We start from the raw sequence: 25,209 nt of genomic DNA on the forward strand, positions 1-25,209 counted from the left end.
CACGACGGGGCGGGCGGCGCGACGAGCGCCGCGCCGCCCGCATCTCGGTTCACACCGGACGTGCTGCGGCGAAGAGGTTCGCCGGGTCGTAGTCGAGCTTGAGCTGCCGCAGCCGCGCCCACGCGTCACCGAAGGCGACCGCGCGGTCGGCGCCCGGCGCGTCGAGAAAGGTCAGCGCGACGGCGTCGATGTGCCAGGGCGCGAGGGCGGCCACTCCCTGGCGTACCGCGGCCGTGGCGGCGGGAGCGGCCTCCGGCGCCGGCACCATCGCGATCGAATGCAGCAGGTAGTCCCCGGCGAGCGCCGCGACGGCGCCGCCGTGCTCGGGCCGGCGGCTCGCGGCGCCGCCGACGTGGCGGAGTTCCTGCACGAACAGCCCGGGCGCGTGCGCGGAGGCGACGAAGGCGTCCACCGCGTCTGCGGGCAGCCCGCCGAGCATCGCGTGCCAGGTCGCCGACGGCGTCGGCTCGGGCGGGTCCATGTGCACCGCGACCAGCGCGGCGGCCGGGATCCGCGCGAACGTGTCGAGCTCGGGTTCCAGCGCGCGCAGCGGAGCGAGGAGGGCGGATGCCGCGGCATCCGTCTCTTCGATCGCCCCGTCGATGACGACCACCGACCGGCCCGAGAGGAAGGGCGGCAGCTGGGGCAGCGGCGGGAAGTTCATGATGCGCAGGGCCGTGGTGGCGGTCTCGGGTGCCGACGCGGACCATTCCGCCCATGCGTGCGCCACGTCGGCGGCGCGGGACGCGTCCCACAGCAGCATGCCGGAGAAGACGTCGGCGATGGGCAGCAGATCGATCTCGAGCGCCACGACGACGCCGAACGCGCCCGATCCGCCGCGGAGGGCCCAGAAGAGGTCGGCGTTCTCGTCGGCGGTCGCGCGGACGAGCGAGCCGTCCGCGGTGACGACCTCCACCGCGCGGACCGCGTTCACGGCCAGCCCGTGGGCGCGCGCGTAGAACGACAGGCCTCCGCTGAGTGCGTAGCCGGCGACCGAGACGTCACCCGCGCTGCCGTGCAGCGCGGCGAGCCCGTGCGGTGCGGCGGCCTCGATCACGTCGTTCCACAGCGACCCCCCGAGCACGCGTGCGGTGCGGGCCGCGGCGTCGACCTCGACGCCGCGCAGCCCGCGCAGCGAGACCAGCACCGTGTGCGAGAGATCGGTGTCGCCGAGCGCGGCGGCGGCGTGGCCGGTGGACTGCGGCGCGACGCGCAGACCCGACAGCGTCGCCGCTCGCACGACGTCGACGACGTCGCCGGCCGAGCGCGGCAGGGCGACGGCGAAGGGACGCTGCGCCACCGCGACGTTCCACGGGGTCCGGGCGGCGTCGAAGCCGTCGTCGCCCGGAAGCAGGACGCGGTCGCCGAGCGCGGCGCGCAGCTCGGCCGCGGCGGCGCCGGCCGCAGCGTGGGGAACGTCGATCGCGAGGTCGTTCAGAGACATGCAGGTGCCTTTCGATGAGGGGTGCGGCGGCGGGGTCCTTCCCGGCTGCGCCGGCGCGGCCGCGCATCCGGTGCCGGCCACCTCACGAAAGAGCCCCGCACCGGCGCTCAGATACATCTGCGGATGAGACGGCGTCAGCCACCGAAGTCCTCGGGCTCGACGTCGTCGAGGAAGCGCTTGAACTCGTCGAGGCTCTCGGCCGCGTCGGTCTCGGTGAGCACATCGGGCACGCCGGCCTCGGCGAGCACCTCATCGGCGACCCAGATCGGCGCGCCCACGCGCGAGGCCAGGGCGACGGCGTCGGAGGGCCGCGCGTCGACGATGCGGTCGCCGAGCGCGGTCGACAGCGTGATCTCGGCGTAGAAGGTGCCGTCGTCGATCCGCGTCACCTCCACGCGCGTCGCGTTCGCGTCGAGCGCGACCAGGATCAGGCGCATGAGGTCGTGGGCGAGCGGGCGCGGCACGTCGGCGTTCTCGACGGCGACGAGGATCGACGTCGCCTCGAGCTGCCCGATCCAGATCGGCAGGACGAGCCCGTCGCCGGGGATCTGATCCACCGGCTTCAGCAGCAGCACGTGCTGTCCCGAGGCGTCCAGGGCGACGCCGGCCACGCGAACCTGGACCATCGCCGTCCCCTCTCGCCGCGGCATCCGATCACTCCGTCTCCGCCATCGTAAGCACGCCCGGCGGGGTGGGACAGGGGTCCACGCTGCCGCCCGTGCGGGTGCGCCGCACCCTGCTGTGCACCTGCATTCACCGGAATGGATGCCGCGGGCGTACCGTTGCAGTCGACATGCGGCGATTCGGAACCCTCTCGTTCGGACACTACGGCCCACTCGGCGGCGGACGGCAGCTGAGCGCCGCCGACTCGATGCTCCAGGCGATCGATCTCGCGCAGGGGATGGACGATCTCGGCGTGAACGGCGCCTACTTCCGCGTGCACCACTTCGCGCGGCAGCAGTCCTCGCCGATGCCGCTCCTGGCCGCGATCGCCGCGCGCACCTCGCGCATCGAGGTCGGCACGGGCGTCATCGACATGCGCTACGAGAACCCCCTCTACCTGGCCGAGGAGGCGGCGGCCGTCGACCTCCTCTCCAGTGGGCGGCTGGCGCTGGGCGTGAGCCGCGGCTCACCCGAGACCGTCGTGCGCGGGTACGAGGCGTTCGGCTACACCGGCTCGCAGGATCCGCGGGGCGCCGATCTCGCCCGCGAGCACTTCGACCTGTTCCTGCGGGCGATCGACGGCGAGGGCCTCGCCGAGCGCGACCCGTCGTCGCCGTTCGGCACGGGCGCGACCGGTCTGCAGCGGATCGAGCCGCACTCCCCCGGCCTGCGCTCCCGGGTGTGGTGGGGCGCCGGCAACCGCGACAGCGCCGAGTGGGCCGGGCGCACGGGCGTCAACCTCATGTCGTCGACATTGCTCACCGAAGCCGACGGCACGCCCTTCGACCTGTTGCAGGCGCAGCAGATCGACGCTTTCCGCGCGGCGTGGCGCGCTGCGGGGCACGCCGGCGAACCGCGGGTGTCGGTCAGCCGGTCGATCTTCCCCATCACCACGGCCGAGGATCGCCTGTACTTCGGCGGCCGGCAGGACGGCGACCAGATCGGCGTCATCGACGGCATGCGGTCGACCTTCGGCAAGACCTATGCCGCCGAGCCCGACGAGCTCGTCGAGCAGCTCAAGGACGATGCGGCGATCGCGTCGGCCGACACGCTCATGCTGACGATCCCGAGCCAGCTGGGCGTCGAGTTCAACCTGCGCGTCGTGGAGTCGTTCGCGAAGCACGTGGCGCCCGCGCTCGGCTGGGAGCCGACGCGGGCATAGGCGCCGCGGCGGGGCGCGCAGGGGGCCCCGGGACGGCGCCCGGGCTGCGCGCCGGGCTCAGTCGAGCATCTCGACGCCCGTGATCCGCAGCTCCTCGACGTCCAGCCGCGTCTGGATCTGAGTCACCACCGCGTCGTCCACCGCGCCCTCGCGGCGCAGCCGGTACAGCACCTCGCGCTTGCGGTCCAGCACCGCGATGCGCAGCCTCGAGTACTCCTCGTCGCGCTCGCGGGGAGAGGGCAGCGGCGCGGGGCTCTCGAGGACCGCGGTCGCGGTCGCGGGCGACGGCATCGCGGCATCCGTCTCCCCCATCAGCGGCTCCGGATCCACGAGCTCCGCCTCGAGGCGGGCCCGCTGGCGCGCCTGCACCCGCTCGTTGTTGCGCTCGAGGTACTCGTAGTAGTCGCGGGTCAGGCGATCGCGGATCTCTTCGCTGACGCCGTGGTCGTGCGCGAGCTCCTTGACGGCCGTGAGGGCGGCGCCGGTGATCGCCCGCTCGGCGAGCTCGAGCTCCTGCTGCATCGCCGAGTCGTCGGGCAGGCTCGCCCACCGCACCACCAGCGGCAGCAGCGGCCCCTGCACGAGGAGCGTGAGCACGATGACCCCGGCGGTGACGAAGATGATCTCGTCGCGACCCGGCAGCGGCTGACCCGCCGAGGTCATCATCGGCACCGAGAGGGCGATCGCAAGCGACACCGCACCGCGGAAGCCGGCGACGGCGCTGACGATCCGCGAGCGATACGTCGTCCGCCGCAGCCGCTGCGAGGGACGACGGTCGAGCAGCCGGATCACCATGACCGACGCGGTCTGGAAGACGAAGCGGGTGACGAGCAGCACCAGCCACACCGCCACGGTCACGACCGCGAGCCACCCGATCTCCCGGGGCGGGATCTCGTGCGCGACGGCCTGCACCTCGAACCCGATGAGCACGAACAACGAGCCGTTGAGGAGGAACGAGCCGAGCGGCCACGTCCAGGCGGCCTGGCGACGCGATGCGGCCGTGCTGATCCGCGGGTTGATGTAGGCGACGATCAGGCCGGCGACCACGACCGCAAGCACGCCCGACGCGTGGATGAGCTCGGCCAGCAGGAACGCCGTGAAGGGCACGAGCAGCAGCGCGATGTTGAGGTTGAGCGTGTTGTGCAGGCGGCGCATCACGAGGTAGGCCGCTCCGGCGACCACGACCCCCGCCACGGCGCCGCCGACGTACGACATCAGCACGAGGCCGGTGACGTCGAGCGGCGTGTACTGACCGCCGACGGCCACGCCCACCGCGACGCCGTAGAGCACGAGAGCCGTGCCGTCGTTGGTGAGGCTCTCCGCCTTCAGATTCATGAAGTTGCGCCGCGGCAGCATGCGTCCGAGGGCGGCGACCGCGGTCGCGTCGGTGGGCGCGACGGCGGCGCCGAGGATGAGCGCCGCGTTCCACGGGAGTCCGAGCGCGGCGGCGATGCCCGCCACCGCGAACGCGCTCGCCACGACGAGCGCCGTGCTCATCAGGACGATGCCGCGGAAGTCCCGCCGGATGGACCGCAGCGAGGTGGTGAGACTCTCCCAGAACAGCAGCACCGGCAGGAAGAGCAGCAGCACGGTCTCGGGCGGCAGCGCGATCTCGCGGATCTCGGGGATGAAACCGAGCCCGAGCCCGGCGACGAGGAGCAGCAGCGGCACGGCCACGCGCAGCCGCGGGGCGAGGATCGCACCGGTGAGCACGGTGATCCCCAGCAGGACGGTGACCTCGAGTCCATTCATGCCGGCTCCCTTCGGTTCTCGCAACCGCGCGCGGGGCGAAGCGATTCCCGGATGCCGCGACAAGAGGGGTCGCGCCACCCCGATGTCAAGCCCCCGCCCCTGCCCCGCGATCGCCGGGTTAGAGTGTCGGTTCGGTGCCCGCACGCACCGAGATCGGGATGGAGGCAGGGTTGGGGGAGGTTCTGACGGTCGCGTCGCGCGACGTCGGCGCCGTCGAGGAGACGTGGCGGCAGTTCGTGCCGTCGGCGGCATTGCAGCGCGTGAATCCGCGGACGTTCGGGTTCTCCTGGACGTCGGCCGCGACACCGGGGTTCTCCGTCGTCCGGTATCGACTGTCGGCGTCGGTGCAATCCGCCATCGATCCCGTCGATCAGCTCATGGCCTGCCGCGTGGTCTCGCGCGGCGGGTGGGTGGGCACACCGCGCGGCGATCTGAACGCCTCGCTCCCCTGGGCCGCGATCGACGGTCCGACCACGGCGCGCTGGCAGCAGCGGGCGGATGTGCGCGCGCTCGTGTTCGATCGGGCGCTCGCCGAGCACGAGGCCCGTCGCATGACCGGCGACGACCGTCTTTCACTCGGGTCCGCGACGGTCGGCTCGGCCCCGATCAGCCGCGGGCTCGCCGCCCACTGGGAGCGCGTCTTCTACCACGTGGCGGGGGCCATGTTCGCGTCGGAGTCCGACTCGGAGCTGATCGAGGTGGAACTGCGCCGGCACGCCCTCCACACCACCCTCGCGGCGTTCTCGCCGGAGTTCGCCTTCAGCCTCGACCGCTCGGCCCAGCGGCGGTCCGCGCCGCGCAGCGTGCGCCGGGCGATCGCCTACATCGAGGCGCACGCGCGCGAGGCCATCACGATCGACGACATCGCCCAGGCGTCCGACATCTCCACGCGCGGCCTCCAGTACGCGTTCCGCCGCGCTCTGGACATCACGCCGACGGAGTACCTGCGCCGTGAGCGCCTCGCCGGCGCGCACGCCGAGCTGCAGCGGGGATCGGCGGCGCCCGTCTCCGACATCGCCCGCCGATGGGGGTTCGCCAGCGCGTCGCGATTCGCCAAGCACTACCGCGACGCGTACGGTCGCAGCCCCCGCGAGACCCTCCGCGGCGACGCTCGCTGAGCCTTCGTTTCCCGGGCGGCGCTTTCGCGCGGCGGTCCGTCCGGGGGCGGCCGCAGGCCGTCTGGCCCAGAGTCTGAAGAGCGGGATTCGTGCCCGTCGAAGGAGTGGCGTGGGCAGATTGACATATGAGGGCGGCGTCCGCGCAGAGCTCGACGACCGGGTGCTCTCCCATCTGCAGGTGGTCATCGGCACCAAGCTCCGGCGCAACGAGCCCTTCTTCTTCACCTGGCACGGCGATATCAGCACCGGCGGCGGGCGCACCACGGTGTGGGTGCACTCCGGCGCCAGCCTGGTCTTCGGCTACTTCGGCGGACGACCGGCCAAGATCAACCGGGCGTGGCTCGAAGCGCTGATGCGCACCGCGAACTCGCCCGCCGGTCTGCAGATCGTCCCCGAGCCGCCCGACGAGGGGGATGCCCCGGAGCCCCTCGCCTGAGCCGTCCCCCCGCCGCGACGAAGCGCCGCCGAGACGCCCGGGCTGCGGCATCCGCTCTGCTGTCAGGCCCGCGCCGCGATCAGCCGCTCGACGAAGCGCGCGGACGCCGCCGCCCCGTTCTCCCCCGCGAACTCGTCTCGCACCCGTGCCGCCGCCGTGCGGAGGCTCTCATCGGACAGCAGCCGCCGCACCGCCGCGGCGAGCGCCGGCGTCCCGGCCTGTTTCGGCGCCAGCGCGAGCGCGTTGCCCTGTTTCACGCACTGGTCGACGTTCCAGACCTGCTCCGGCTGCAGCCCCATCCCGACGAACGGGATGCCGGCGGCGCAGGCGGTCTGCACGGTCCCCTGTCCGCCGTGCAGCACCGCGGCGTCGACGAGCCCGCCGAGGCGATGGGCCGGCAGCAGGTCGGTGACGTGCACGTTGGCGGGCAGCTGGTCGCCCGGCTGCAGATAGTGCCGCACCGGTGCGACGACGTTCACGGGCAGCCCGCCCAGCTGCCGGGCCGCCGCCAGCGTCAGGTCGCGGCTCGCCGAGGAGCCGAGGCCCAGATAGACCAGGGGCTCGTCGCGCGCCGCGAGCTCTTCGACGATCGGCGGGAGCGGCGCGTCGAGGTGCGCGAAGATCGGCCCGACCCGCTCGTAGCCGTCGGGCAGCGTGTACCCCTCGAGCTCCCACGGCATCACGGTGAGCAGGTTCCAGTCCGCCTCCAGCAGCGAGACGACGGTCTTGAGGGGCGGCACGCCGTTCTCTTCGGCGACGCGGGCGAACGCACGCGGCGCGAGCGGCGCGTGGTTGTAGGCCCACCGCAGCGCCTCGGTGGCCACACGGTCGGCGGCGCGGGCCCAGCGCCCGCGTCCCCGCACCAGCCCGAGCCGGCGCGTCTGCTCCACCTGAGGCCGCGTGAGCGCGAACGGCACCGGATAGACCAGCGGGACGCGCTCGGCGCGCGCCGAGATCATCGACGTGGGGTTGGTGCCGCTGACGACGGTCGCGGCATCCGTCTTCCGGATCAGCTCCCGCTCGACGGCCACCCGCGCCGACACGAGCTCGTGCGTGTAAGGGCTGCGGAACGTGCGGCCCTGGTCGTACTTCAGCGCCTGCTCGCGCTCGGCCGGCGTGAACGCCGGCGCGCAGGCGCGGTAGTCGAACCCGGCGTCGGTGATGAGGTGCGAGAAGTCGCTCTCGTAGCCCATGAAGACCGCGTCGTGCCGGGGATCGAGGGCACGGGCCACCTCGATGCCGCGCGTGACCTCGGCCAGATTGAAGGTGATGGGGCAGAACACGACCGTCGCCATACCGCCCACCCTCGCGCATCCCGCCGCCGCGGCGGAAGCGCCACCTCGGGCAGGGTGGCCCGGGATAGCACCGGCCGGCGAGGGTCGCAATCCCCCGGCGAGCGCCGTGCCGGGCCCGTATCGTCGCGCCCATGACACGGTTCGGATACACGCTGATGGGTGAACAGAGCGGTCCGCGGGAGCTGGTCCGCTACGCGCGGGCGGCCGAAAATGCCGGCTTCGACTTCGAGGTGTCGAGCGACCACTACTCCCCGTGGCTGGTGAGTCAGGGCCACTCGCCGCACGCCTGGACGGTGCTCGGAGCCGTCGCGCAGGCGACGTCGCGCGTCGAGCTCATGACCTACGTGACCTGCCCCACGATGCGCTACCACCCGGCGGTCGTCGCGCAGAAGGCGGCGACGCTGCAGCTGCTGAGCGAGGGCCGCTTCCTGCTCGGGCTGGGCTCGGGCGAGAGCCTCAACGAGCACGTCGTCGGTGAGGGCTGGCCGAGCGTCGACAAGCGGCAGGAGATGCTCGTCGAGGCGATCGAGATCATCCACGAGCTGCACACCGGCGACCTGGTGACCTACGTCGGCGAGCACTTCCGCGTGGATTCCGCCCGCATCTGGGATCTGCCCGACAGCCCGCTCGAGATCGGGGTCGCGGTGTCGGGCGACGAGGGCATCGAGGCGTTCGCGCCGCTCGCCGACCATCTCATCGCCGTCGAGCCGCAGGCCGACCTGGTCGCCTCGTGGGACCAGGCCCGTCGCGACGAAGGCGCCGAGGAGCCGTCGCGCAAGATCGGCCAGGTGCCGGTGTCGTGGGACCCCGACAAGGAGACCGCGGTGCAGCGCGCGCACGAGCAGTTCCGCTGGTTCGGCGGCGGGTGGCCGGTGAACGCCGAACTGCCCACTCCGGCCAGCTTCGCGGCGGCGAGCCAGTTCGTCCGGCCCGAGGACGTCGCCGGGTCGATCGCGTGCGGTCCCGACCTCGACGAGCTCGCCGAGAGCGTGCGGCCGTTCGTCGACGCCGGGTTCACCGACGTCGCGATCGTCCAGATCGGCGACGAGCAGCAGGACCGCTTCCTCGCCGAGGTCGCCGAGCCGCTGCTGGAGAAGATGCGCGCGCTGGCGTGACCTCGGGCGCGGGGCCGCGGCATCCGTCCCCCGCGCCGAGGACTACATCTTCGTGGCGCGCTCGATCGACATCACCAGGATCACCCGGTCGGCCTTGTCGCGCGGCGGAGTGCTGCTCGCGTCGCCGTAGCGGTTCTGCAGCCGCACGTAGAACGAGCCCTCGGGGTCGGGCACGACGTCGACGAGGCGGCCCGCCACCTCGAGGTAGCGGAACGGGTTGTCAGGGTCGAGGATCGACAGCGACATGGCCGGGTTGTGCTGGAGGTTGCGGTACTTCTGGCGGTAGTTGGTGTGCGTGAAGCGCACGTGCTCGCCGTCGAACTCGAACCACATGGGGTTCACCTGCACGGTGTCGTTCGGGCGGATGGTTCCGAGGTGGCCGTAGACCGGCAGGTCGAGGAGATGGCGGCGCTCGGCGGGGACGATGTCGTCGACGTGGGGCATGGCACCAGTCTGCCGTGGCCGCGGACCCCCGGGGCCTCTCACCGTCTGCCGCCGTCACGAACTACCCTCGGAGCATGGCGACGCAGCCCGCACCCGGGTGGTATGACGACGGCACCGGCAAGCAGCGCTGGTGGGACGGCTCGCACTGGACCGAGCAGTACATCGACCTGCGCGAGCCCGACATCGAACTGCGGACGGATGCCGGACCCGTCGCGGCGGGTCCCGCCGACGCCGGCTGGTACGACGACCAGCGCGGTCGCACGCGGTGGTGGGACGGGCGCGCGTGGACGAGCCAGGTGCGCTACAGCGGGCAGGAGCAGGACTTCGCGGGGATCGTGGTCGACGGCCGCTGGATCCACTACGGCGACCTGAGCCAGCCGGTGGGCGAGGTCGAGGCATCCGTCGAGGTCGGCGATGCGCTGCTGCGGCGCCCGGCGTTCACGCGAGCGGCGGTCGAGCGGCGCCTGTTCGGGCCGGCGGGGGCCATCACGCCGCGCGCGCTCAACCGGGCGATCCACCGCCTCGCACCGCACGTGGTGATCACCGGCGCGCAGGTCTGGGTCGCGCCGTTCCCGCCGGAGCGCGACGCCGAAGCCCGGCGCTTCACGAGCTGGGTCAACACCAGCGCGCAGCACTACCGCTACCGCTGAGCGGGCGCCGGCCGCCCCGCTACCGCTGAGCCGGCGGCGGATCCCGGTCTTCGGGCAGATCGAGCGGAAGCTCGCGGCTGTCGTCCCACGGCTCGGTCCAGCCGAGGCGGTCGAAGAGGCCGTCGAGCAGCATGCCGGTGAATCCCCAGACGAGATGGTGGCCCGACGCATGCCGCACGAGGAATCCGGGGCCGCGCCATTCCTGCCCGTCGCGGCGGATCACCGTGACCCCGCGGTTGGCGGGGTTCAGCAGGTCGGCGACGGGGGCACGGAACACGGCGGCCGACTCGGCCTCGTCGACCACGTGAACGGGGGACGGATGCCGCCACCACCCGAGCACCGGGGTCACGAGGTGACCCGAGAACGCGAGCGGGATGTCGGCCAGCACGCCGAGCACCTCGACGCCTTCGGGATCGAGACCGGTCTCCTCCCGCGCTTCGCGCAGGGCGGCGCCGACGGGTCCGTCATCGCCCGGGTCGAGGCGCCCGCCCGGGAAGGCGACCTGGCCCGGGTGCGCCCGCAGGGTCGTCGCGCGGGCGAGGAGCAGCACGTCGAGGTCGCGCGATACCGGCTCGGCGCGGGCGGCGTGGTCGCTCGGAAGCGTGTCGAGCACGCCGAACAGCATGAGCACGGCCGCCGGCCGGGCGTCGGGCGGACGCGGCAGATCGACCAGGGGGTCGCGGGCGCCGTGGGTTCGCTCGACGAGTGCGGCCAGCTGTGCGCGGGCGCTTCCGGTGGTCGGTTCGGCGCGCATTGGTTCAGGTTACGCCGGGCGGGCGACACCGCGCGTCGCCGGCATCGGGCAACCGTGCGCACAGCATCGGAGGTTTCGCGCGACACGCCGGGCTGCGGCATCCGCGTCCGGCGTGTCGGCGAAAAGTTCCGATCCTGTGCACCGGAACCCAGCGGGCTCAGCCGGCCGGGCCCTGATACCCGAGGCCGGAGCTGATGCGATCAGCGGCCTCGATGATGATCCGGCCGAGCTCCGCCTCGCGGGTCTCCAGGTCGATGGTGGACCGCGGGCCCGAGATCGACACGGCGGCGACGATCCGCCCCGACTGGTCGAGGATGGGCGCCGCGACCGACGCGCGGCCCAGCACGAACTCCTCCACCTCGGTCGCATACCCGCGCCGCGCGATCAGCGCCACCTCGCGGTCGAGCGCCTCGTGCGTCGTGATGGTGGACTCGGTGTAGCCCGCGAGCTTCGGCATCAGAGCGTGGCGCGACTCGCGCGACGTGCCCACGAGCGTCGACTTGCCGATGCTCGTGGCGTGCAGCGGAACCCGCTGCCCCATCAGCGTGTGCGACTTCGGCGACTGCGGCCCCTCGAAGTTGCAGAGGTAGATGAGCTCGGCGTCGCGCAGCAGCGCGAGGTTCGCACCGAGACCGAGCTTGCCCGCGAGCCCCTGCGCGATCTGACGGCCGACGCGGTGCACGCGGTTCTGATTGATCGCGATGCCGGCGAGCGTCAGCAGCTCCGAGCCGAGGAAGTACAGCGTGGTCTGCGCGTCGCGCTCGACCAGCCCCCCGGCCTCGAGCGTCGCCAGCAGACGCGAGGCCGTCGACTGGCCGATCCCGGCCGCGCGGGCGACATCGCCCACGCGCATCGGCTCGCCACCGGAGAAGCTCTCCAGAACGGCGATCGCCTTCTCGACGCTCTGGTTCGCGCCCTTGTCTGCAGGCATGTGTCCTCCGGTTCATCATCGGCCCCGAGCGCTCTCAGTAAATCACACTCATGCACATAGTGCATAGCAGTTGCGGATATTGCGCACGTCGTGCACTCTGTAGTCGACGTCGAGAGAAGACGTCACTCCGGCCACTCAGCGATGACGCGCCGGATCGACACTGCGAAGGACGACGATGACCACTTCCCGCGTGGCTGCCCCCGCCGCCGCCCGGCGCACGCGCGGCACGGCGCTCAGCGACCGTGCGTTCCTGACCTTCCTGCTGCTGCCGGGCGTGGTGCTGCTGTGCACGATCGTGCTGTACCCGCTCATCCGCTCGCTGATCTCGGGCTTCTTCGACGAGAACCTGCTCTACCCCGGCATGACGTTCGTCGGGTTCGAGAACATCGCCCACGTCCTGACGACCGAGTTCGGTCCGCTCCTCGTGCAGACGCTCATCTTCACGGTCGGGGCGACGGTGGCGCCGTTCGTCATCGGACTGGCGCTCGCCCTGGTGCTGAACCAGTCCTTCCCCGGCCAGCGGTTCCTGCGCGGCGCCTTCCTCATCCCGTGGCTGATCCCGGGCGTCGTCGTCTCGTTCCTGTGGATGTGGATCTTCGACGCCAACTACGGCGTGCTCAACGGCATCCTCCTCTCGCTCGGCGCCATCGACAGCCCGGTCGCCTGGCTGTTCCAGACCGACACCGCGCGGGTCGCCCTGATCGTCGCGAAGACCTGGAACACGTTCCCGTGGATCATGGTGATGCTGCTCGCCGCCCTGCAGACCGTGCCGACCGAGCTCCACGAGGCGGCCGCCATGGACGGCGCCGGCACCGTGCGGCGGTTCTTCACGGTGACCTGGCCGCACATCCGCGGCGTCGCCGGCCTCGTCGTGCTGCTCGAGTTCATCTGGAACTTCCAGCACTTCGACACCATCTTCGTCCTCACGGGCGGCGGCCCCGCGGGCACCACCCAGACGTTCGCGACCGAGGTGTACGACACCGCGTTCAAGGGATACGACCTGGGGCAGGCCGGGGCGCTGGGCATCGTCTGGATGGTCCTGCTGAGCATCCTCGTCGTCGTCTACGTCTGGCTCTCGGAGCGCGGCGAGAAGGGAGCAACCCGGTGACCACCATCACGGCCACGCCCATCACGGTCCTCGCCGAGGAGCCCCCTCCCGCCGAGACGCGCCGCCGTCGCCGGCGCGTGCGCTGGGGCACGTGGATCACGCTCGCCGTGATCGCCTTCTTCGGATTCGCTCCGGTCTACTGGCTCCTGGTCACCTCGCTCACGCCGAACGACCTGGTCTTCGCCTTCCCGCCGACGCTGTTCCCGCGCGAGATCACCCTCGACCACTACGCGACGGTGTTCGGCAACGAGATGATCTTCGTCTACTTCCGCAACAGCGTGATCGTGTCGGTGATCACGGCGGTGCTGTCGGTCATCGTCTCGATGTACATGGGGTACGCCTTCTCGAAGTACCGGTTCGCCGGGCGCAAGTCGCTCATGTACTTCGTGCTGTCGAGCCAGATGTTCCCGCAGGCGCTGCTGCTGGTCACGCTGTACCTGGTGTTCGCCCAGTTCGGCCTGCTCAACACCTACCTGGCGCTCATCCTGTCGTTCACGACGTTCACGCTGCCGCTGTGCGTGTGGATGCTGAAGGGCTTCTTCGACGCTCTCCCCGACGACCTCATCGAGGCCGCCCGCATCGACGGTGCGGGGCCCTGGCGCATCTTCCACTCGATCGTGCTGCCGCTGGCGGCCCCGGGCCTGGTCGCCGCCGGACTGTTCGCGTTCGTGCGCGGGTGGAACGACTTCATCTTCGCGCTGACGCTCGCCGGCCCCGACCGGCAGACGCTGCCCCCGGGCCTGGTGAACACGTTCATCTCCGAGGCGAGCACGTCGTGGCCCGCGCTGATGGCCGCCTCGCTCGTGGTCTCGGTGCCCGTCTGCATCGCCTTCATCCTGCTCCAGCGCTTCCTCGTCGGCGGCATCACCGCCGGCGCCGTCAAGGGCTGACCCGCTCGTCTCGTCCCACCCACACCCACCCGATCGCACTGTTTCGAAGGAGAACTCATGGCAAACGACATCTCGCGGCGGTCTCTGCTGCGCTACTCCGTGTTCGGACTCGGCGGAGCCGCCGTGCTCGGCCTCGTGGGCTGCTCGACCGGGGGCTCGACGGCACCGGCCTCGACGCCCGGCGCCGCGGCCGCGACCGACTTCGCCTTCGCCTCGTGGAGCCTCTCGGAAGAGGCGGCCAAGCCCGCGATCGAGTCCGCGCTGAAGACGTTCTCGAGCGCCGAGGGCATCTCGATCGACACCAGCGCCTACCCGTACAACGAGTACCTCAACCAGCTCACGCTGCAGGTGCGCGGCGGCCAGTTCGCCGGCGCCGCGCAGCTGGACGTGGCGTGGCTGTCGGCCCTCGCCGCCCTCGGCAAGCTCGTCGACCTGTCGGCGTACACGGGCGGCCGCGGGTACACCGACGCGGCGCTGGGCGCCGGCACCTCGGCCGGCAAGCAGCTCGGGCTGCCCTGGACGATCGGCGCGATCGGCCTCATCGGCAACGCCGAGCTCTACGACAAGGCGGGCGCGTCGCTGACGCCGGGCACGATCGACGAGTTCGAGGAGGGCCTCCGGGCGCTCAAGGGCATCGGGGTGATCCCGTACGCGGCGAGCACGAAGGCCGCGCAGCTGAAGGACATCGTCGTCTGGATGCAGACCTTCGGCTCGCCGATCATCGAGGACGGCAAGGCCACGATCGGCGACGACGCCTCGATCGAGGCGGTCGAGTGGTACAAGAAGCTCTACGACGACGGCCTGATCACCGCCGACATCGACCGCGCCGCGGCCCGCACGCTCTTCGCGCAGGGCGCCACCGCCCTGTACGACGACGCCCCGGTCGGCAAGTCGTCGGTGCTCTCGCAGTCGCCCGACGCGTCGCTCGGCGACAAGATGACCCCGATCGCGCGTCCGGTCCTCAAGGCCGGCGCGCAGCCGCAGCACGTGCTGTGGGGTCACCTGGTCGTGGTCGTCGACGGCGAGGGCGCCGAGACCGCGGCCGACTTCGCGCAGTGGCTCACGAGCGACCCGAAGCAGAGCGAGGAGTACTTCTCGGCTCTCGGGCTGCCGCCCACCACCGACGCCGCGCTCGCCTCCGACGCGGTCACCTCGAACGTGTTCGTCCAGGAGTTCACCGACACGATCACGGCCACCGCCAAGCCGAGCCCGCTGTGGCAGTACCCCGCGTACGCGCAGATGGAGACCGCCATCGCCGAGCAGGTGCAGGCGGTGCTCATCGGCCAGAGCTCGGCATCCGACGCGATGAAGGCCGCCGGCCAGACGATCAACGGTCTCATCTGACACTCCCCTCCACTCACCGGCCCGGGGCGACCCGGGCCGGTGACTCCCCTGCCCCACCGCGACCCGTCGAAGGAACCATGCGCACTCAGAACGTCGAAGCCGATATCACCGTCGTGGGAGGCGGCCTCGCCGGGGTCTGCGCCGCGATCAGCGCGGCCCGGCTCGGCAAGCAGGTCGCGCTGGTCGGCAACCGGCCGGTGCTCGGCGGCAACTCGTCGTCCGAGGTGCGGGTGTGGGTGGTCGGCGCAACCGGGCACGGCGTGCAGCGGTTCGCGCGTGAGAGCGGCGTCATCGGCGAGCTGTACGTCGAGAACCAGTACCGCAACCCCGAGGGCAACCCGATCATCTGGGACGAGGTGGTGCACGACGCCGTCCGCGCCGAGCCCAACATCCGGCTCTTCCTCAACACCGACGTCCGGGAGGTGGATGCCGCGGACCAGGGCGGTGAGCGCGTCATCACCGCCGTTCACGGCTGGACGATGGGTTCCGAGACGCTCACCACGTTCCGCAGCCCCTACTTCCTGGACTGCACCGGCGACGGGCTGATCGGGCACCTCGCCGGAGCCGAGTACCGCATCGGCCGTGAGGCGGCGCACGAGCTCGGCGAGAGCTGGGCGCCCGAGGAGGCGGACGGCGAGCTGCTCGGCTCGACGATCCTCTTCTACACCAAGGACCTCGGCCGGCCCGTGGCGTTCGTCGCGCCCGACTCGGCGAAGGACATCACCCAGACCCCGATCCCGGCGTCCCGCATCCTGCGATCCGGCGACTCCGGGGCGCACTACTGGTGGATCGAGTGGGGCGGGCACCTCGACACCGTCCACGACAACGAGACGATCCGCGACGAGCTGCGCTCGGTGATCTTCGGCATCTGGGACTACATCAAGAACTCGGGCAGGTTCGACGCCGAGACCCTCGATCTGGAGTGGGTGGGCGCCCTTCCCGGCAAGCGCGAGTACCGCCGGTTCCTCGGCGACCACGTGCTGTCGCAGAACGACATCCTCGACCAGGTGGACCACGACGACGCCGTCGCCTTCGGGGGCTGGTCGATCGACCTCCACCCCGTCGAGGGCATGTACGCGACCGAGGCCGGCGCGCATCAGCGCTACTCGAACGGCATCTACGGCATCCCGTTCCGCAGCTACTACTCCCGCAACGTGGCGAACCTGCTGCTGGCCGGCCGTGACATCTCGGCCAGCCATGTCGCCTTCGGCTCGACGCGTGTCATGGCCACCTGCGGCGCGGGCGGCGAGGCTGCGGGCACCGGCGCGGCCCTGGCGATCGACCTCGGCGTGCGCCCGCGCGAGCTCGCCGGCACGCACGCCGGCACTCTGCGCCAGACGCTGCTGCGACAGGATGCCTCGGTCTTCGGCATCCGCAATGCCGACCCCGACGATCTCGCCCGACGGGCACGCGTGAGCGCGTCGACCACCGCGCAGACCCTGGACCCCCGCGAGCTCGACCCGGCCGCCGTCGACGAGCCGTTCGCCCTGGAACGCGACCTGGGAGTTCTCGTCCCCGTCGATCCGCGGATCGACCACGTGGAGCTGCTGCTGCACGTTCCGGCCGACACCCGCCTGGCGGCGTCACTCTGGACCACCGGGCACCGGCAGAACGCCGTCCCCATCGACCAGCGTGCGCGGGTGGAGGTCGACGCCTCCGGCTCCGACGAGCCGCAGTGGGTGCGCTTCCCGCTCGCCTGGACGCCCGACGAGCCCGAGAACGTGGTCGTCGTGGTCGAGGCGGCTGACGGCGTCTCGGTGATGCTGGCGCAGGCCCAGGTCCCCGGCATCCTCGCGCTCCCCCACCGGCCACAGGCCGACGGCGACGCGAACGTCGCCGTGGACGAGTCCGAGAGCGTCATCGCGTGGCCGGCCATCCCGCTGCGCGGTCGCACGCCCCGGGTGCGCGTCAGCCCCACCACCGAGGCGTTCTCCGTGTGCAAGGCCGTCGGCGGCTACCAGCGGTTCTACGGCGGCCCCAATCTCTGGATGTCGGAGCCGATCGACGAGGACCCGGCTCTCACGCTCGAGTGGGATGCGCCGCAGCGTCTGCGCGAGGTGCGTCTCGTCTTCGACGACGACACCGACGTCGAGCTGAACACGCTCCACCACCACCGCACGCCCGACCGCGTCTTCCCCGAGCTCGTGCGCGACTACGTGGTCGAGGCGCGGGAGGGCGACGCCTGGCGCGAGCTGGTGCACGTCGAGGCGAACCGCCGCCGCCAGCGCGTGCACGAGGTGTCGGCAGACGCCGCGCAGGCGCTGCGACTGCGGGTGCTCGCGACCAACGGCGCCCCCCGGGCCCACGTGGTGTCGATCCGCGTGTACTGACCGGCGCGGACCGCCGCGCGAGAAACCGATCGAAGGAGATCCGGATGCCTCTTCCCGTCACTCGCGCGGTCCCGCGGCGCCTGCGCGCACGCGGCCGTGCCATGGTCGCGTCCGTCGCCGCCGCGGCCCTCGCCGTCGCGGCTCTCGCCGTCGCGGGGGCTCCTGCCGCCGCGACCGCCGCCGAACCCCCGCCGACCGTGACCGTGCAGGTCAGCGACACCGCGGCCCGCCCCGACGGCTCCCTCCCGTTCTCGACGACCGGCTCGTGGCTCCCCAGCGCGGTGAAGGGTCCTGACGGCGCGCCCTCGCTGTACGCCAACAGCGCCGGCGCCACCGCCACGTGGACCCTGCCCGTCGGCCAGGACGGCACCTACCGTGTCGAGGCGGGCGTGCCGGATGCCGCCAACTCGGAGCCCGCCGCGCAGTACTCGGTGGTGGTCGGCGCGGCGCCGGCCACCACGACCGCCGTGGATCAGAACGCGCACCGCGGGACGTGGGCGCCGCTCGGCTCGGTCCAGCTATCGGCCGGCCAGACGGCGACGGTGACCCTCGCCCGGCAGGCGACGTCGAGCGCGACGAACACCCGCGCGGCCGGCGTGCGGCTCGTGCCGGTGGCGGACGATCCGGAGCCCGGCGGCTCGGGTCTCCCGTTCACCGAGACGTGGTCGGGCGGCGTCGGCGGCTGGACGCCCCTGTCCGGCACCCTCGGCAGCTGGAGCGTGGAGAGCGGAGAGGTCGACGCGGCCGCGATCGACAACATGACCGCCACCTCGGGGAGCTACCTCCGCCCGAACGCGGCGATCGCCCTCCCCGAGGCGTACACGCTCCGCACCTCGATCCGCGCCGACGAGCTGGCGTCCAACGGCACGGTGTCGATCCTGGTCGACGCGACCGCACCCGTCAGTCACGTGGCGCGCAACACCGCCATCCAGCTGACCGCCACCGGGATCAAGCTCGCCCGGCCGAACGGGGGCACGGTGCTGTGCGCCGGACGCGCGCCCTTCGAACTGGGCGATTGGGCCAACATCGAGGTCACCCGCGCGAACGGCATCATCGCGGTCTGGCTCGACAGCGCTCTCGTCGCCGCCGTCCCCGCCGACGTCGCGGGCGGCACCATCGGGATCGGCGCCTACCGGGCCGACGCGCGCATCGGCGGCATCGGGATCGAGGAGATCACCGCCGCGCCCGCGGGGCACCCCACCAGTGCCTCCGGCTGCGGCTGGACGCCGTCCACGGGCACGGGCGCACCGCAGCCCGTCGTCATCAACCAGACCGGGTACGACCTGGGCGGACCCAAGCGCTTCACCGCGCCCCACGCGCAGGACGGCGAGACGTTCCAGGTGGTCGACGCGACCGACGCGGTCGTCTTCGAAGGCACCGTCCAGGCCGGAATCGGCGACTTCACCGCCTTCGACCCGTCCTCCACGGGGCCGTACCGCATCCTGGTCCAGGGTGCGGCGGGCGAAGGCGACTCGTACGAGTTCGGCATCGGCGCCGACTGGACGGAGCGCGTGAGCTACGACAACGCCATCGCATTCATGAGCGACGTGCGGTGCTTCTTCGGTGACGTGACCGCCAAGCCGCTCAACGGCACGCATCCCCAGTGCATGAGAGGCCTCGGCTGGCGGGACTCGCACCAGATGTCGTTCGAGCTGTCGAGCCTCGTCGACCTCTACGCCGCGAACCCGTCGGCGATCGCCGCGATCCGGCTCCCCGACGCCGTGTACCAAGGCATCGAGTACCCGACCGCGGAGGGCAGCCCCGAGATCGCGCGCCTGCTCGCGTGGGGCGCCGAGATCTACCTGCGCGGCCAGTACGACCACGTGCTGGTGAAGGAGCAGCTCGCCTCCTTCCTCTGGGCGTATCCCGAGTTCGACGAGTGGATCCCCGCGTCGCTGTACGAAGACGTGCGCGACTACCTGTTCCCGATCTGGAGCAAGGCCGAGTACAGCAGGTACTTCTGGCACGACTACACCCCGCACACGGCGGATCTGCTGCAGGTGTACACGCAGATCGGCACCGGCAAGGGCGAGTTCCCGCCCGGCCACTCCATCGTCCCCAACCTGCGGATGTGGGAGGTCGCGCTCCGCGAAGGCCGCGGCGACGCCGACTCGTTCCGGGATGCCGCTGTCGCCCAGGCCGCATGGCTGGTCGACAACGTCGACCTGGCCGATCCGCTGACCACCAAGGGGCAGCGCCAGGGCGAATACCTCCTGATGACGTCGCTGGCGACCCTGGCCGCGACACTGCCGGACGACGTCCCCGACGGCCTCTCGGCATTCGCCGGAGTGTGGGCCGACGTCGTGATCGACCGCTCGGCGAACATGTGGGACTTCCGCAAGTACAGCGAAGACCGCTGGACCATCCCGAGCTTCACCGGCGGCGGTTCGTCGGACGACCCGAACGAGTCCGGCAACGTGCTCGGGTTCCCGGCGGCGGCGCTCGCCGCCTCGACGCTGATCGAGAACGACGCCATCGACGCTCGTCTCGGCGAGATCGCACAGGCGCACGTCGACAACGTCTTCGGGCGCAACCCGACGGGCCGGGCCGCGCAGTACCGCATCAACGATCCCGCCCTCGCCTTCGAAGGACTCGACCTGGGGTGGTTCTCGGAGTACCAGGGCGGCTACGGCCTGCTCCAGGGTGCCCGCGGCGTCTTCGACGGCAGCCCCAAGAACGGCCACTACCCGTTCAACACCGGTGTCGCGAACATCGGTCACACGGAGGGCTGGGTGACCTTCACCACTGCCTGGATCGAGTCCCTCGCGTGGCGGGCGTTCACCTCCAGCTCGATCGCGCTCGATGTCGACGAGGCGCCGGCCGACGGCTCGGCCACCGTCACGCTGCGCGCCCCGCTCAACATGGAGACGTCCGGCGGCAACGTGGGCGAAGTGCGCGTGTCGGTCGACGGCCTGCCCGTGACCACGCTCACGGTGGCGCAGACGGGCGTCAACGCGCGGGACTACACCGGGCAGCTCGACCTCGGGGCGCTGGAGGTCGAGGAGGGTGACGTGGTGTCGGTCGAGCACGGCGTCGGGTCGTTCGCGCGGACCGCGTCCCTGCGGGTGACCACCGTGACCGAGCCCGACCTCACGGCACCGGTGCTGACCGGCGTGCCGGCAGAGGGTCTGCTGCTGGCCGACAGCCAGACGCTCCGGCTCGCCGTCGGCGCCGCCGACGACGAGTCCGGGATCGTAGAGCTCGAGGTCGCCTTCGACGGTGAGGTCGTCGCGCCTGACGCCGCCATCGACCTGGCCGGCATGGCCGGAACCCGCATCGTGAGCGTGCGCGCGGTCAACGGTGCGGGGCTCTCGACCGAGGCGACCGCCACGGTCTTGGTCTACGCCGACACCGCCCCGATCGCCGCACCGGGGCGAGGGACGCTGTCGAACACGAGCGGCCACGCCTACGGACTGCACGACGGCGTCTACGACGTCGTCATGAACCTCTGGTGGGGCACGCCCGGCGGCGCGTTCCGCCTCTACGAGAACGGCGTGCTGGTCACCACTCAGGTGCTCGACCCGACGGCCGGCATGTCTCAGGCCACCCGAGTCGCGTTCACCGACAAGCCGAACGGCACCTATCGCTACACCGCCGAGCTCATCAATGCGCGGGGCGCGACGAGCACCACGTCCACCACCGTCACCGTCAGGGATGCCGCGCCCGGCACTCCGGTCGTCAGCCACGACAACTGGGATCGCGACGGCGCGTTCACGGCGACCGCCGACCTGTGGTGGGGCACCAACGCGACGTCCTACCGCTTCGAGCTCGATGGGACGGTCGTCGGCACGGGCGACCTGCCGGCCCGCACGCCGGACGCGCAGCGCGCGACGGTGCGCCTGGAAGACGTCGCACCGGGGTCGCACGCCCTCGTCGCCGTCTTCGCCAACGCGCACGGCGAGACGGCGTCGCGCGTCGTCACCGTGACCGTCCGATGACCACCGCTGGATGACCGAACGAGGGAGAGGAAACAAGATGATGAAGATGCGATGGCGAGCCTCGCTCGCCGCCGTGGCGGCGATGGTGCTCGTGGGTGCGGCGCAGCCGGCCCTGGCCCTGACCGGCGACGACGGCACCTTCCGCGACGACTTCGACACGCTGCGCAGCGTGTGGACGGTCGCCGCGGGCGACTGGCAGGCGTCGGAGGGCGCCGCGCGCGTCGTGACGCCGGGATCCACGCGGGGTTCCGTGCTCGCGCTCACCGAGTACGGGCTGGATGAGACCAGCACGGCGACTGCGACGTTCCGCACCGAGGGCGGCGGCGCGACCGCGTGGGCGGGCTTCACCGTCCATCGCTCCGGCACGACCGACGACTACACGCAGTCCGGCTACACCGTCCTGGTCCGCAACAACGGCGAGCTCGCCGTGATCAAGGCCGCCGGCAACTCCGCGGTGACCTATCTCGGCACCACCCCTACCGCGGCTCGACCGGGCACCGACTGGGTGACGGTCACCGCGCACCTCGACGGAGACCGGCTGGACGTCTCGCTGAACGGCGCGACAGAGCCCGCGCTCTCGGTGACGGATGCCGCCTTCGACGACGGCGGCTTCTCGCTCGCCTCGCACCGCGACCTGCGCATGGTCGTCGACTCGGTGGAGCTCACGGGCGTCGTCGACCGTGACGAGCCGGCGCCGGCCGACTGCGTCGCCTGGTCGGGTGCGGCAGCGACGACCGTCGAGCGCGGGGTGGTGCTGAACAGCCCCGAGCGCATCGCCGAGATCGGGTCGCGCGTGGATCGCGGAGTGGAGCCCCAGGCATCCGCGTTCGATCTGCTCCTCACCGACGCCGCCGCGGGCATGGCGCGCACGCCGGCGCCGCCCGAGGTGTTCTTCGTGCCGTTCTTCTACAACAACCCCACCGCTCACCGGGCGGCCCGCGACGGGCTGCAGAACGATGCGAACACCGCCTACCAGCTGGCTCTGGCCTACCGGCTGACCGGCGACGAGGCGTATGGCACGCACGCCGCCTCGTTCATCGACGCGTGGACCGGGACGATCGACTGCGTCCGCACCAGTGAGGACTCGGCGCTCGCGTTCAGCTACCACTTCCCCGCCTTCGTGTTCGCGGCGGAGCTGCTGCGAGGCACGCCGGTGTGGACGGAGGAGGGTGAGCGCAGCTTCGCCGGCTTCCTCTCCGAGACCGCGACGCCGGTGGCCGGATCCATCCTGCACCGCACCAACAACTGGGGCAGCTGGGCGCTCGAGCTGACCACGGCGAGCGCGGCGTATCTCGCGGACGACGCGGCGATCGCGGCGGCGCACACGCGCGCCACCGAGCTGCTCGAGCACCAGATCGATGCGAACGGGCACCTCCCCGAGGAGGTGACGCGCAACAACGGCGTGGGCGACTACGGCATCTGGTACACCCACTTCTCGCTGCTGCCGCTCATGCTCACCGCCGAGACGCTCGACGCCCATGGCTACGACCTGCACGCGTATGTGAACGCCAACGGCACCGGTCTCGGTGACGCCGTCGCCGCCGCGAGCGCGTGGGTGGCGGCACCCGCGAGCTTCCCGTACTACACCGGCGACATCGCGAAGCTCGCCAACGTGCGCACGATCGACTACCTGCGCGCGGCCGGGGTGATCGCCCACAGCATGAGCTACTTCGAGCTGGCGGCCAACCACTACCCCTCGGCCACGTTCGACGCGCTGCTCGCGGAGGAGGGGCCGATGACCACCATCCACTCGGCGCCGTACCTCAGCCTCACGCACGGCGGACTGACTGATCCGGCCGAGCCCGGTGTCGGTCAGGGTCGCGCCCCGGCGCACGCCGGTGTACCGGGCCCGCCCGACCACGCCGGCGTCCCGGGCATGCCGGGTCACGCGAACGGCAAGGGGCGGCCGCAGGCGCGCTGACCCTGCGATCGGGCGCACAGAATCGGAGGTTTCGCGCGACACGCCGGGCTGCGGCATCCGCTCCCGGCGTGTCGGCGAGAAGCTCCGATTCTGTGCGTCGCACCCGCCCCGGTCAGCGGCGGAAGGCTGCCCCTGCGACACGGACGAGCCGCCGCGCCACCACGAACCCGGCGACGGCGGTGACGACCCAGGGTCCGACGACCAGGAGCGGATCCAGCCACGCGTGCTTGAGGTCGGCTCTGCCCGGGCCGAAGCGCGACGAGAAGGGGCGGTGCCCGCGCTCGCCGAGGACGCCGGACTGGGTGATCGGGTCATCGGGGCGGGTCGAGAAGAGCGACCGCGCGTGTGCGCTCGCCGAGTCGATCCGATCGCCGAGGAGGAGCAGCAGCCAGTGCGCCGCCTGCCCCTCGCTGTAGGTGTCGTAGGCGTACCGCCGCACCCTGCCGGCGATGCCCCGCAGCGGTTGGGCGGTGCCGAACACGGGCGTCAGCCGCTCGTGCTCGACCGATCTCTCGCGCGTGCCGGGATCGGGCTGGGGCTCGGGCATGTTCCAGTGCGCACCGGTCTCGATGCCCGGCTGCTCCCGCGGCGAGGCCGGCCGGTCGGCCGGGTCGAGGTCGGCGCCCCAGCCCGGGATGCGTGCGCGCAGCTCTTCGGCGCTGGGAATCGCGCCGGGCTTGTCGGAGGTGTACGGCATGGTGTTCTCCTTCACGCCGGCTCAGGCCGTCGGGATGACGACCGGCTTGATGATGTCGTCGAGCTTCGACGAGAACAGGTGGTATCCCTCGGCGATGTGCTCGAGCGGGATGCGGTGGGTGATCAGCTCGCTGGGCCGCACGTACCCCGCTCGGATGTGCGCGAACAGGCGCGGCCACTGCCGCTTCACGGGCGCCTGATTCATGCGGAGGGTCAGCCCCTTGTTCATGGCGTCGCCGAACTTCACCGCGCTGAACATCGGCCCGTAGGCGCCCATGACCGAGACCGTGCCACCTTTGCGCACGGAGTCGATCGCCCAGTTCAGTGCGACCGGTGACCCGCCCTGCAGCTTCAGCTTGGCGGAGGTCACGTGCTGGATCACGTGTCCGTCCGCCTCGGCGCCGACGGCGTCGATCGCGACATCCGCGCCCAGCCCGTCGGTCATGCGCTTCAGCTCGCGGACGATGTCACCGACCTGGGTGAAGGCGATGGTCTCCGCGAACGCGAACTCCCGCGCCTTCTGCAGCCGGTAGCCGAGGTGATCGACGACGATGACCCGGCCGGCGCCCATGAGCCAGCACGACCGCGCGGCCGCCAAGCCGACCGGCCCCGCGCCGAAGACGACCGCCGTGTCTCCTTCGACGATGTCGGCGAGCTGCGCGCCGAAGTAGCCGGTGGAGAAGGCGTCGGTGAGCAGCAGCGCGTCCTCGTCGGCGATGTCGTCGGGGATCACCGCGGGTCCGACATCCGCGAAGGGCACTCGCACCATCTCGGCCTGACCGCCGTCGTAGCCGCCGGTCGAATGGGAGTAGCCGTAGATGCCGCCGATCGCCGTGGCGTTGGGATTGACGTTGTGGCAGTTGGAGAACAGGCCCCGCGCGCAGAAGAAGCACGACCCGCAGTAGATGTTGAAAGGCACCATGACGCGGTCGCCCACACGCAGGCGCTCCACCGAGCCGCCGACCGCCTCGACGGTGCCGATGAACTCATGCCCGAAGGTGTGACCGATGCGGGTGTCGGGCATCATGCCGTGGTACAGGTGCAGGTCGGAGCCGCAGATCGCCGCGAGTTCCACGCGCACGATCGCGTCGTTCGGATGCTCGATCCGCGGATCGGGCTTGTTCTCGACGCGGACCTTGTAGGGCCCGCGGTACGTCATCGCCTTCATGTGCGCCTCCCGGTGTCTTGCGACACCCTGCGGGCGCGGGCTCGGTCATC

20 protein-coding genes are annotated in these 25,209 nt (G+C 71.7%); 11 read left to right on the forward strand and 9 right to left on the reverse strand.

Features of this window, described 5'->3' with window-relative positions; all coding sequences use genetic code 11:
- Positions 1 to 49: 49 nt before the first annotated feature.
- Entirely contained in the window at positions 50 to 1,444 is a 1,395-nt protein-coding gene (locus tag R8Z57_RS02100; protein WP_318352095.1) for an FAD-binding oxidoreductase, read from the reverse strand.
- Positions 1,445 to 1,578: 134 nt separating this feature from the next.
- Positions 1,579 to 2,070 (reverse strand): bifunctional nuclease family protein, encoded by a 492-nt coding sequence (locus tag R8Z57_RS02105; protein WP_318352096.1) that lies wholly within the window; start codon positions 2,068 to 2,070, stop codon positions 1,579 to 1,581.
- A gap of 167 nt (positions 2,071 to 2,237) precedes the next feature.
- Here R8Z57_RS02105 and R8Z57_RS02110 point away from each other — a divergent pair, with 167 nt between their 5' ends.
- Positions 2,238 to 3,269 carry an LLM class flavin-dependent oxidoreductase gene (locus R8Z57_RS02110; protein ID WP_318352097.1) on the forward strand — a complete coding sequence of 344 codons (1,032 nt, stop codon included), beginning with the start codon at positions 2,238 to 2,240 and terminating at the stop codon, positions 3,267 to 3,269.
- 57 nt (positions 3,270 to 3,326) lie between these two features.
- On the opposite strand, the gene R8Z57_RS02115 is transcribed toward R8Z57_RS02110, so the two are convergent.
- Positions 3,327 to 5,021 (reverse strand): Na+/H+ antiporter, encoded by a 1,695-nt coding sequence (locus R8Z57_RS02115; RefSeq protein ID WP_318352098.1) that lies wholly within the window; start codon positions 5,019 to 5,021, stop codon positions 3,327 to 3,329.
- A gap of 134 nt (positions 5,022 to 5,155) precedes the next feature.
- On the opposite strand from R8Z57_RS02115, the gene R8Z57_RS02120 reads away from it, so the two are divergent.
- Together R8Z57_RS02120 and R8Z57_RS02125 are read left to right on the forward strand one after the other, a co-directional pair.
- Entirely contained in the window at positions 5,156 to 6,139 is a 984-nt protein-coding gene (locus R8Z57_RS02120; RefSeq protein WP_318352099.1) for an AraC family transcriptional regulator, read from the forward strand.
- Positions 6,140 to 6,248: 109 nt separating this feature from the next.
- Positions 6,249 to 6,575: an ATP-dependent DNA ligase gene (locus tag R8Z57_RS02125; RefSeq protein WP_318352100.1), complete on the forward strand. Its 327-nt coding sequence runs from the start codon at positions 6,249 to 6,251 to the stop codon at positions 6,573 to 6,575.
- 62 nt (positions 6,576 to 6,637) lie between these two features.
- Here the strand turns inward: R8Z57_RS02125 and R8Z57_RS02130 are convergent, their stop codons facing one another.
- Complete coding sequence (locus R8Z57_RS02130) at positions 6,638 to 7,870, reverse strand: glycosyltransferase (protein WP_318352101.1); 1,233 nt, start codon at positions 7,868 to 7,870, stop codon at positions 6,638 to 6,640.
- Between the two features lie 131 nt (positions 7,871 to 8,001).
- Between R8Z57_RS02130 and R8Z57_RS02135 the strand changes: the two genes are divergently transcribed.
- On the forward strand, positions 8,002 to 8,985 hold the full coding sequence (locus R8Z57_RS02135) for an LLM class F420-dependent oxidoreductase (RefSeq protein ID WP_318352102.1): 984 nt from the start codon (positions 8,002 to 8,004) through the stop codon (positions 8,983 to 8,985).
- Between the two features lie 42 nt (positions 8,986 to 9,027).
- Here the strand turns inward: R8Z57_RS02135 and R8Z57_RS02140 are convergent, their stop codons facing one another.
- A complete protein-coding gene (locus R8Z57_RS02140; RefSeq protein WP_318352103.1) occupies positions 9,028 to 9,429 on the reverse strand; it encodes a PPOX class F420-dependent oxidoreductase in 402 nt (133 codons plus the stop codon).
- Positions 9,430 to 9,503: 74 nt separating this feature from the next.
- Between R8Z57_RS02140 and R8Z57_RS02145 the strand changes: the two genes are divergently transcribed.
- Complete coding sequence (locus tag R8Z57_RS02145; protein WP_318352104.1) at positions 9,504 to 10,079, forward strand: DUF2510 domain-containing protein; 576 nt, start codon at positions 9,504 to 9,506, stop codon at positions 10,077 to 10,079.
- A gap of 19 nt (positions 10,080 to 10,098) precedes the next feature.
- Here the strand turns inward: R8Z57_RS02145 and R8Z57_RS02150 are convergent, their stop codons facing one another.
- Positions 10,099 to 10,833: a CoA pyrophosphatase gene (locus R8Z57_RS02150; protein WP_318352105.1), complete on the reverse strand. Its 735-nt coding sequence runs from the start codon at positions 10,831 to 10,833 to the stop codon at positions 10,099 to 10,101.
- Positions 10,834 to 10,990: 157 nt separating this feature from the next.
- The gene (locus tag R8Z57_RS02155) at positions 10,991 to 11,764 is read right to left on the reverse strand and encodes an IclR family transcriptional regulator (protein ID WP_318352106.1); all 774 of its coding nucleotides are present in this window, start codon (positions 11,762 to 11,764) and stop codon (positions 10,991 to 10,993) included.
- Between the two features lie 175 nt (positions 11,765 to 11,939).
- Here R8Z57_RS02155 and R8Z57_RS02160 point away from each other — a divergent pair, with 175 nt between their 5' ends.
- The 6 genes from R8Z57_RS02160 (at position 11,940) to R8Z57_RS02185 (ending at position 23,295) form a co-directional block, all read left to right on the forward strand.
- Entirely contained in the window at positions 11,940 to 12,872 is a 933-nt protein-coding gene (locus R8Z57_RS02160; RefSeq protein ID WP_318352107.1) for a sugar ABC transporter permease, read from the forward strand.
- The gene (locus tag R8Z57_RS02165) at positions 12,869 to 13,762 is read left to right on the forward strand and encodes a carbohydrate ABC transporter permease (protein WP_318352108.1); all 894 of its coding nucleotides are present in this window, start codon (positions 12,869 to 12,871) and stop codon (positions 13,760 to 13,762) included. The genes R8Z57_RS02160 and R8Z57_RS02165 overlap by 4 nt, the downstream gene beginning before the upstream one ends.
- A gap of 57 nt (positions 13,763 to 13,819) precedes the next feature.
- Entirely contained in the window at positions 13,820 to 15,106 is a 1,287-nt protein-coding gene (locus R8Z57_RS02170; protein WP_318352109.1) for an ABC transporter substrate-binding protein, read from the forward strand.
- 77 nt (positions 15,107 to 15,183) lie between these two features.
- The gene (locus tag R8Z57_RS02175; protein WP_318352110.1) at positions 15,184 to 17,436 is read left to right on the forward strand and encodes an FAD-dependent oxidoreductase; all 2,253 of its coding nucleotides are present in this window, start codon (positions 15,184 to 15,186) and stop codon (positions 17,434 to 17,436) included.
- 44 nt (positions 17,437 to 17,480) lie between these two features.
- A complete protein-coding gene (locus R8Z57_RS02180; protein WP_318352111.1) occupies positions 17,481 to 21,374 on the forward strand; it encodes a cellulase N-terminal Ig-like domain-containing protein in 3,894 nt (1,297 codons plus the stop codon).
- Positions 21,375 to 21,411: 37 nt separating this feature from the next.
- Positions 21,412 to 23,295 carry an alginate lyase family protein gene (locus R8Z57_RS02185; protein WP_318352112.1) on the forward strand — a complete coding sequence of 628 codons (1,884 nt, stop codon included), beginning with the start codon at positions 21,412 to 21,414 and terminating at the stop codon, positions 23,293 to 23,295.
- A 112-nt stretch (positions 23,296 to 23,407) separates the two neighbouring features.
- On the opposite strand, the gene R8Z57_RS02190 is transcribed toward R8Z57_RS02185, so the two are convergent.
- Positions 23,408 to 23,992, reverse strand: coding sequence for a hypothetical protein (locus R8Z57_RS02190; RefSeq protein ID WP_318352113.1), 585 nt, complete (start codon positions 23,990 to 23,992; stop codon positions 23,408 to 23,410).
- A gap of 21 nt (positions 23,993 to 24,013) precedes the next feature.
- A complete protein-coding gene (locus tag R8Z57_RS02195; protein ID WP_318352114.1) occupies positions 24,014 to 25,159 on the reverse strand; it encodes a zinc-dependent alcohol dehydrogenase in 1,146 nt (381 codons plus the stop codon).
- Positions 25,160 to 25,209 lie beyond the last annotated feature (50 nt).

Origin of the sequence: Microbacterium sp. M3 (genome assembly GCF_033548675.1) — a bacterium.
In the GTDB taxonomy this organism is placed as follows: domain Bacteria; phylum Actinomycetota; class Actinomycetes; order Actinomycetales; family Microbacteriaceae; genus Microbacterium; species Microbacterium arthrosphaerae.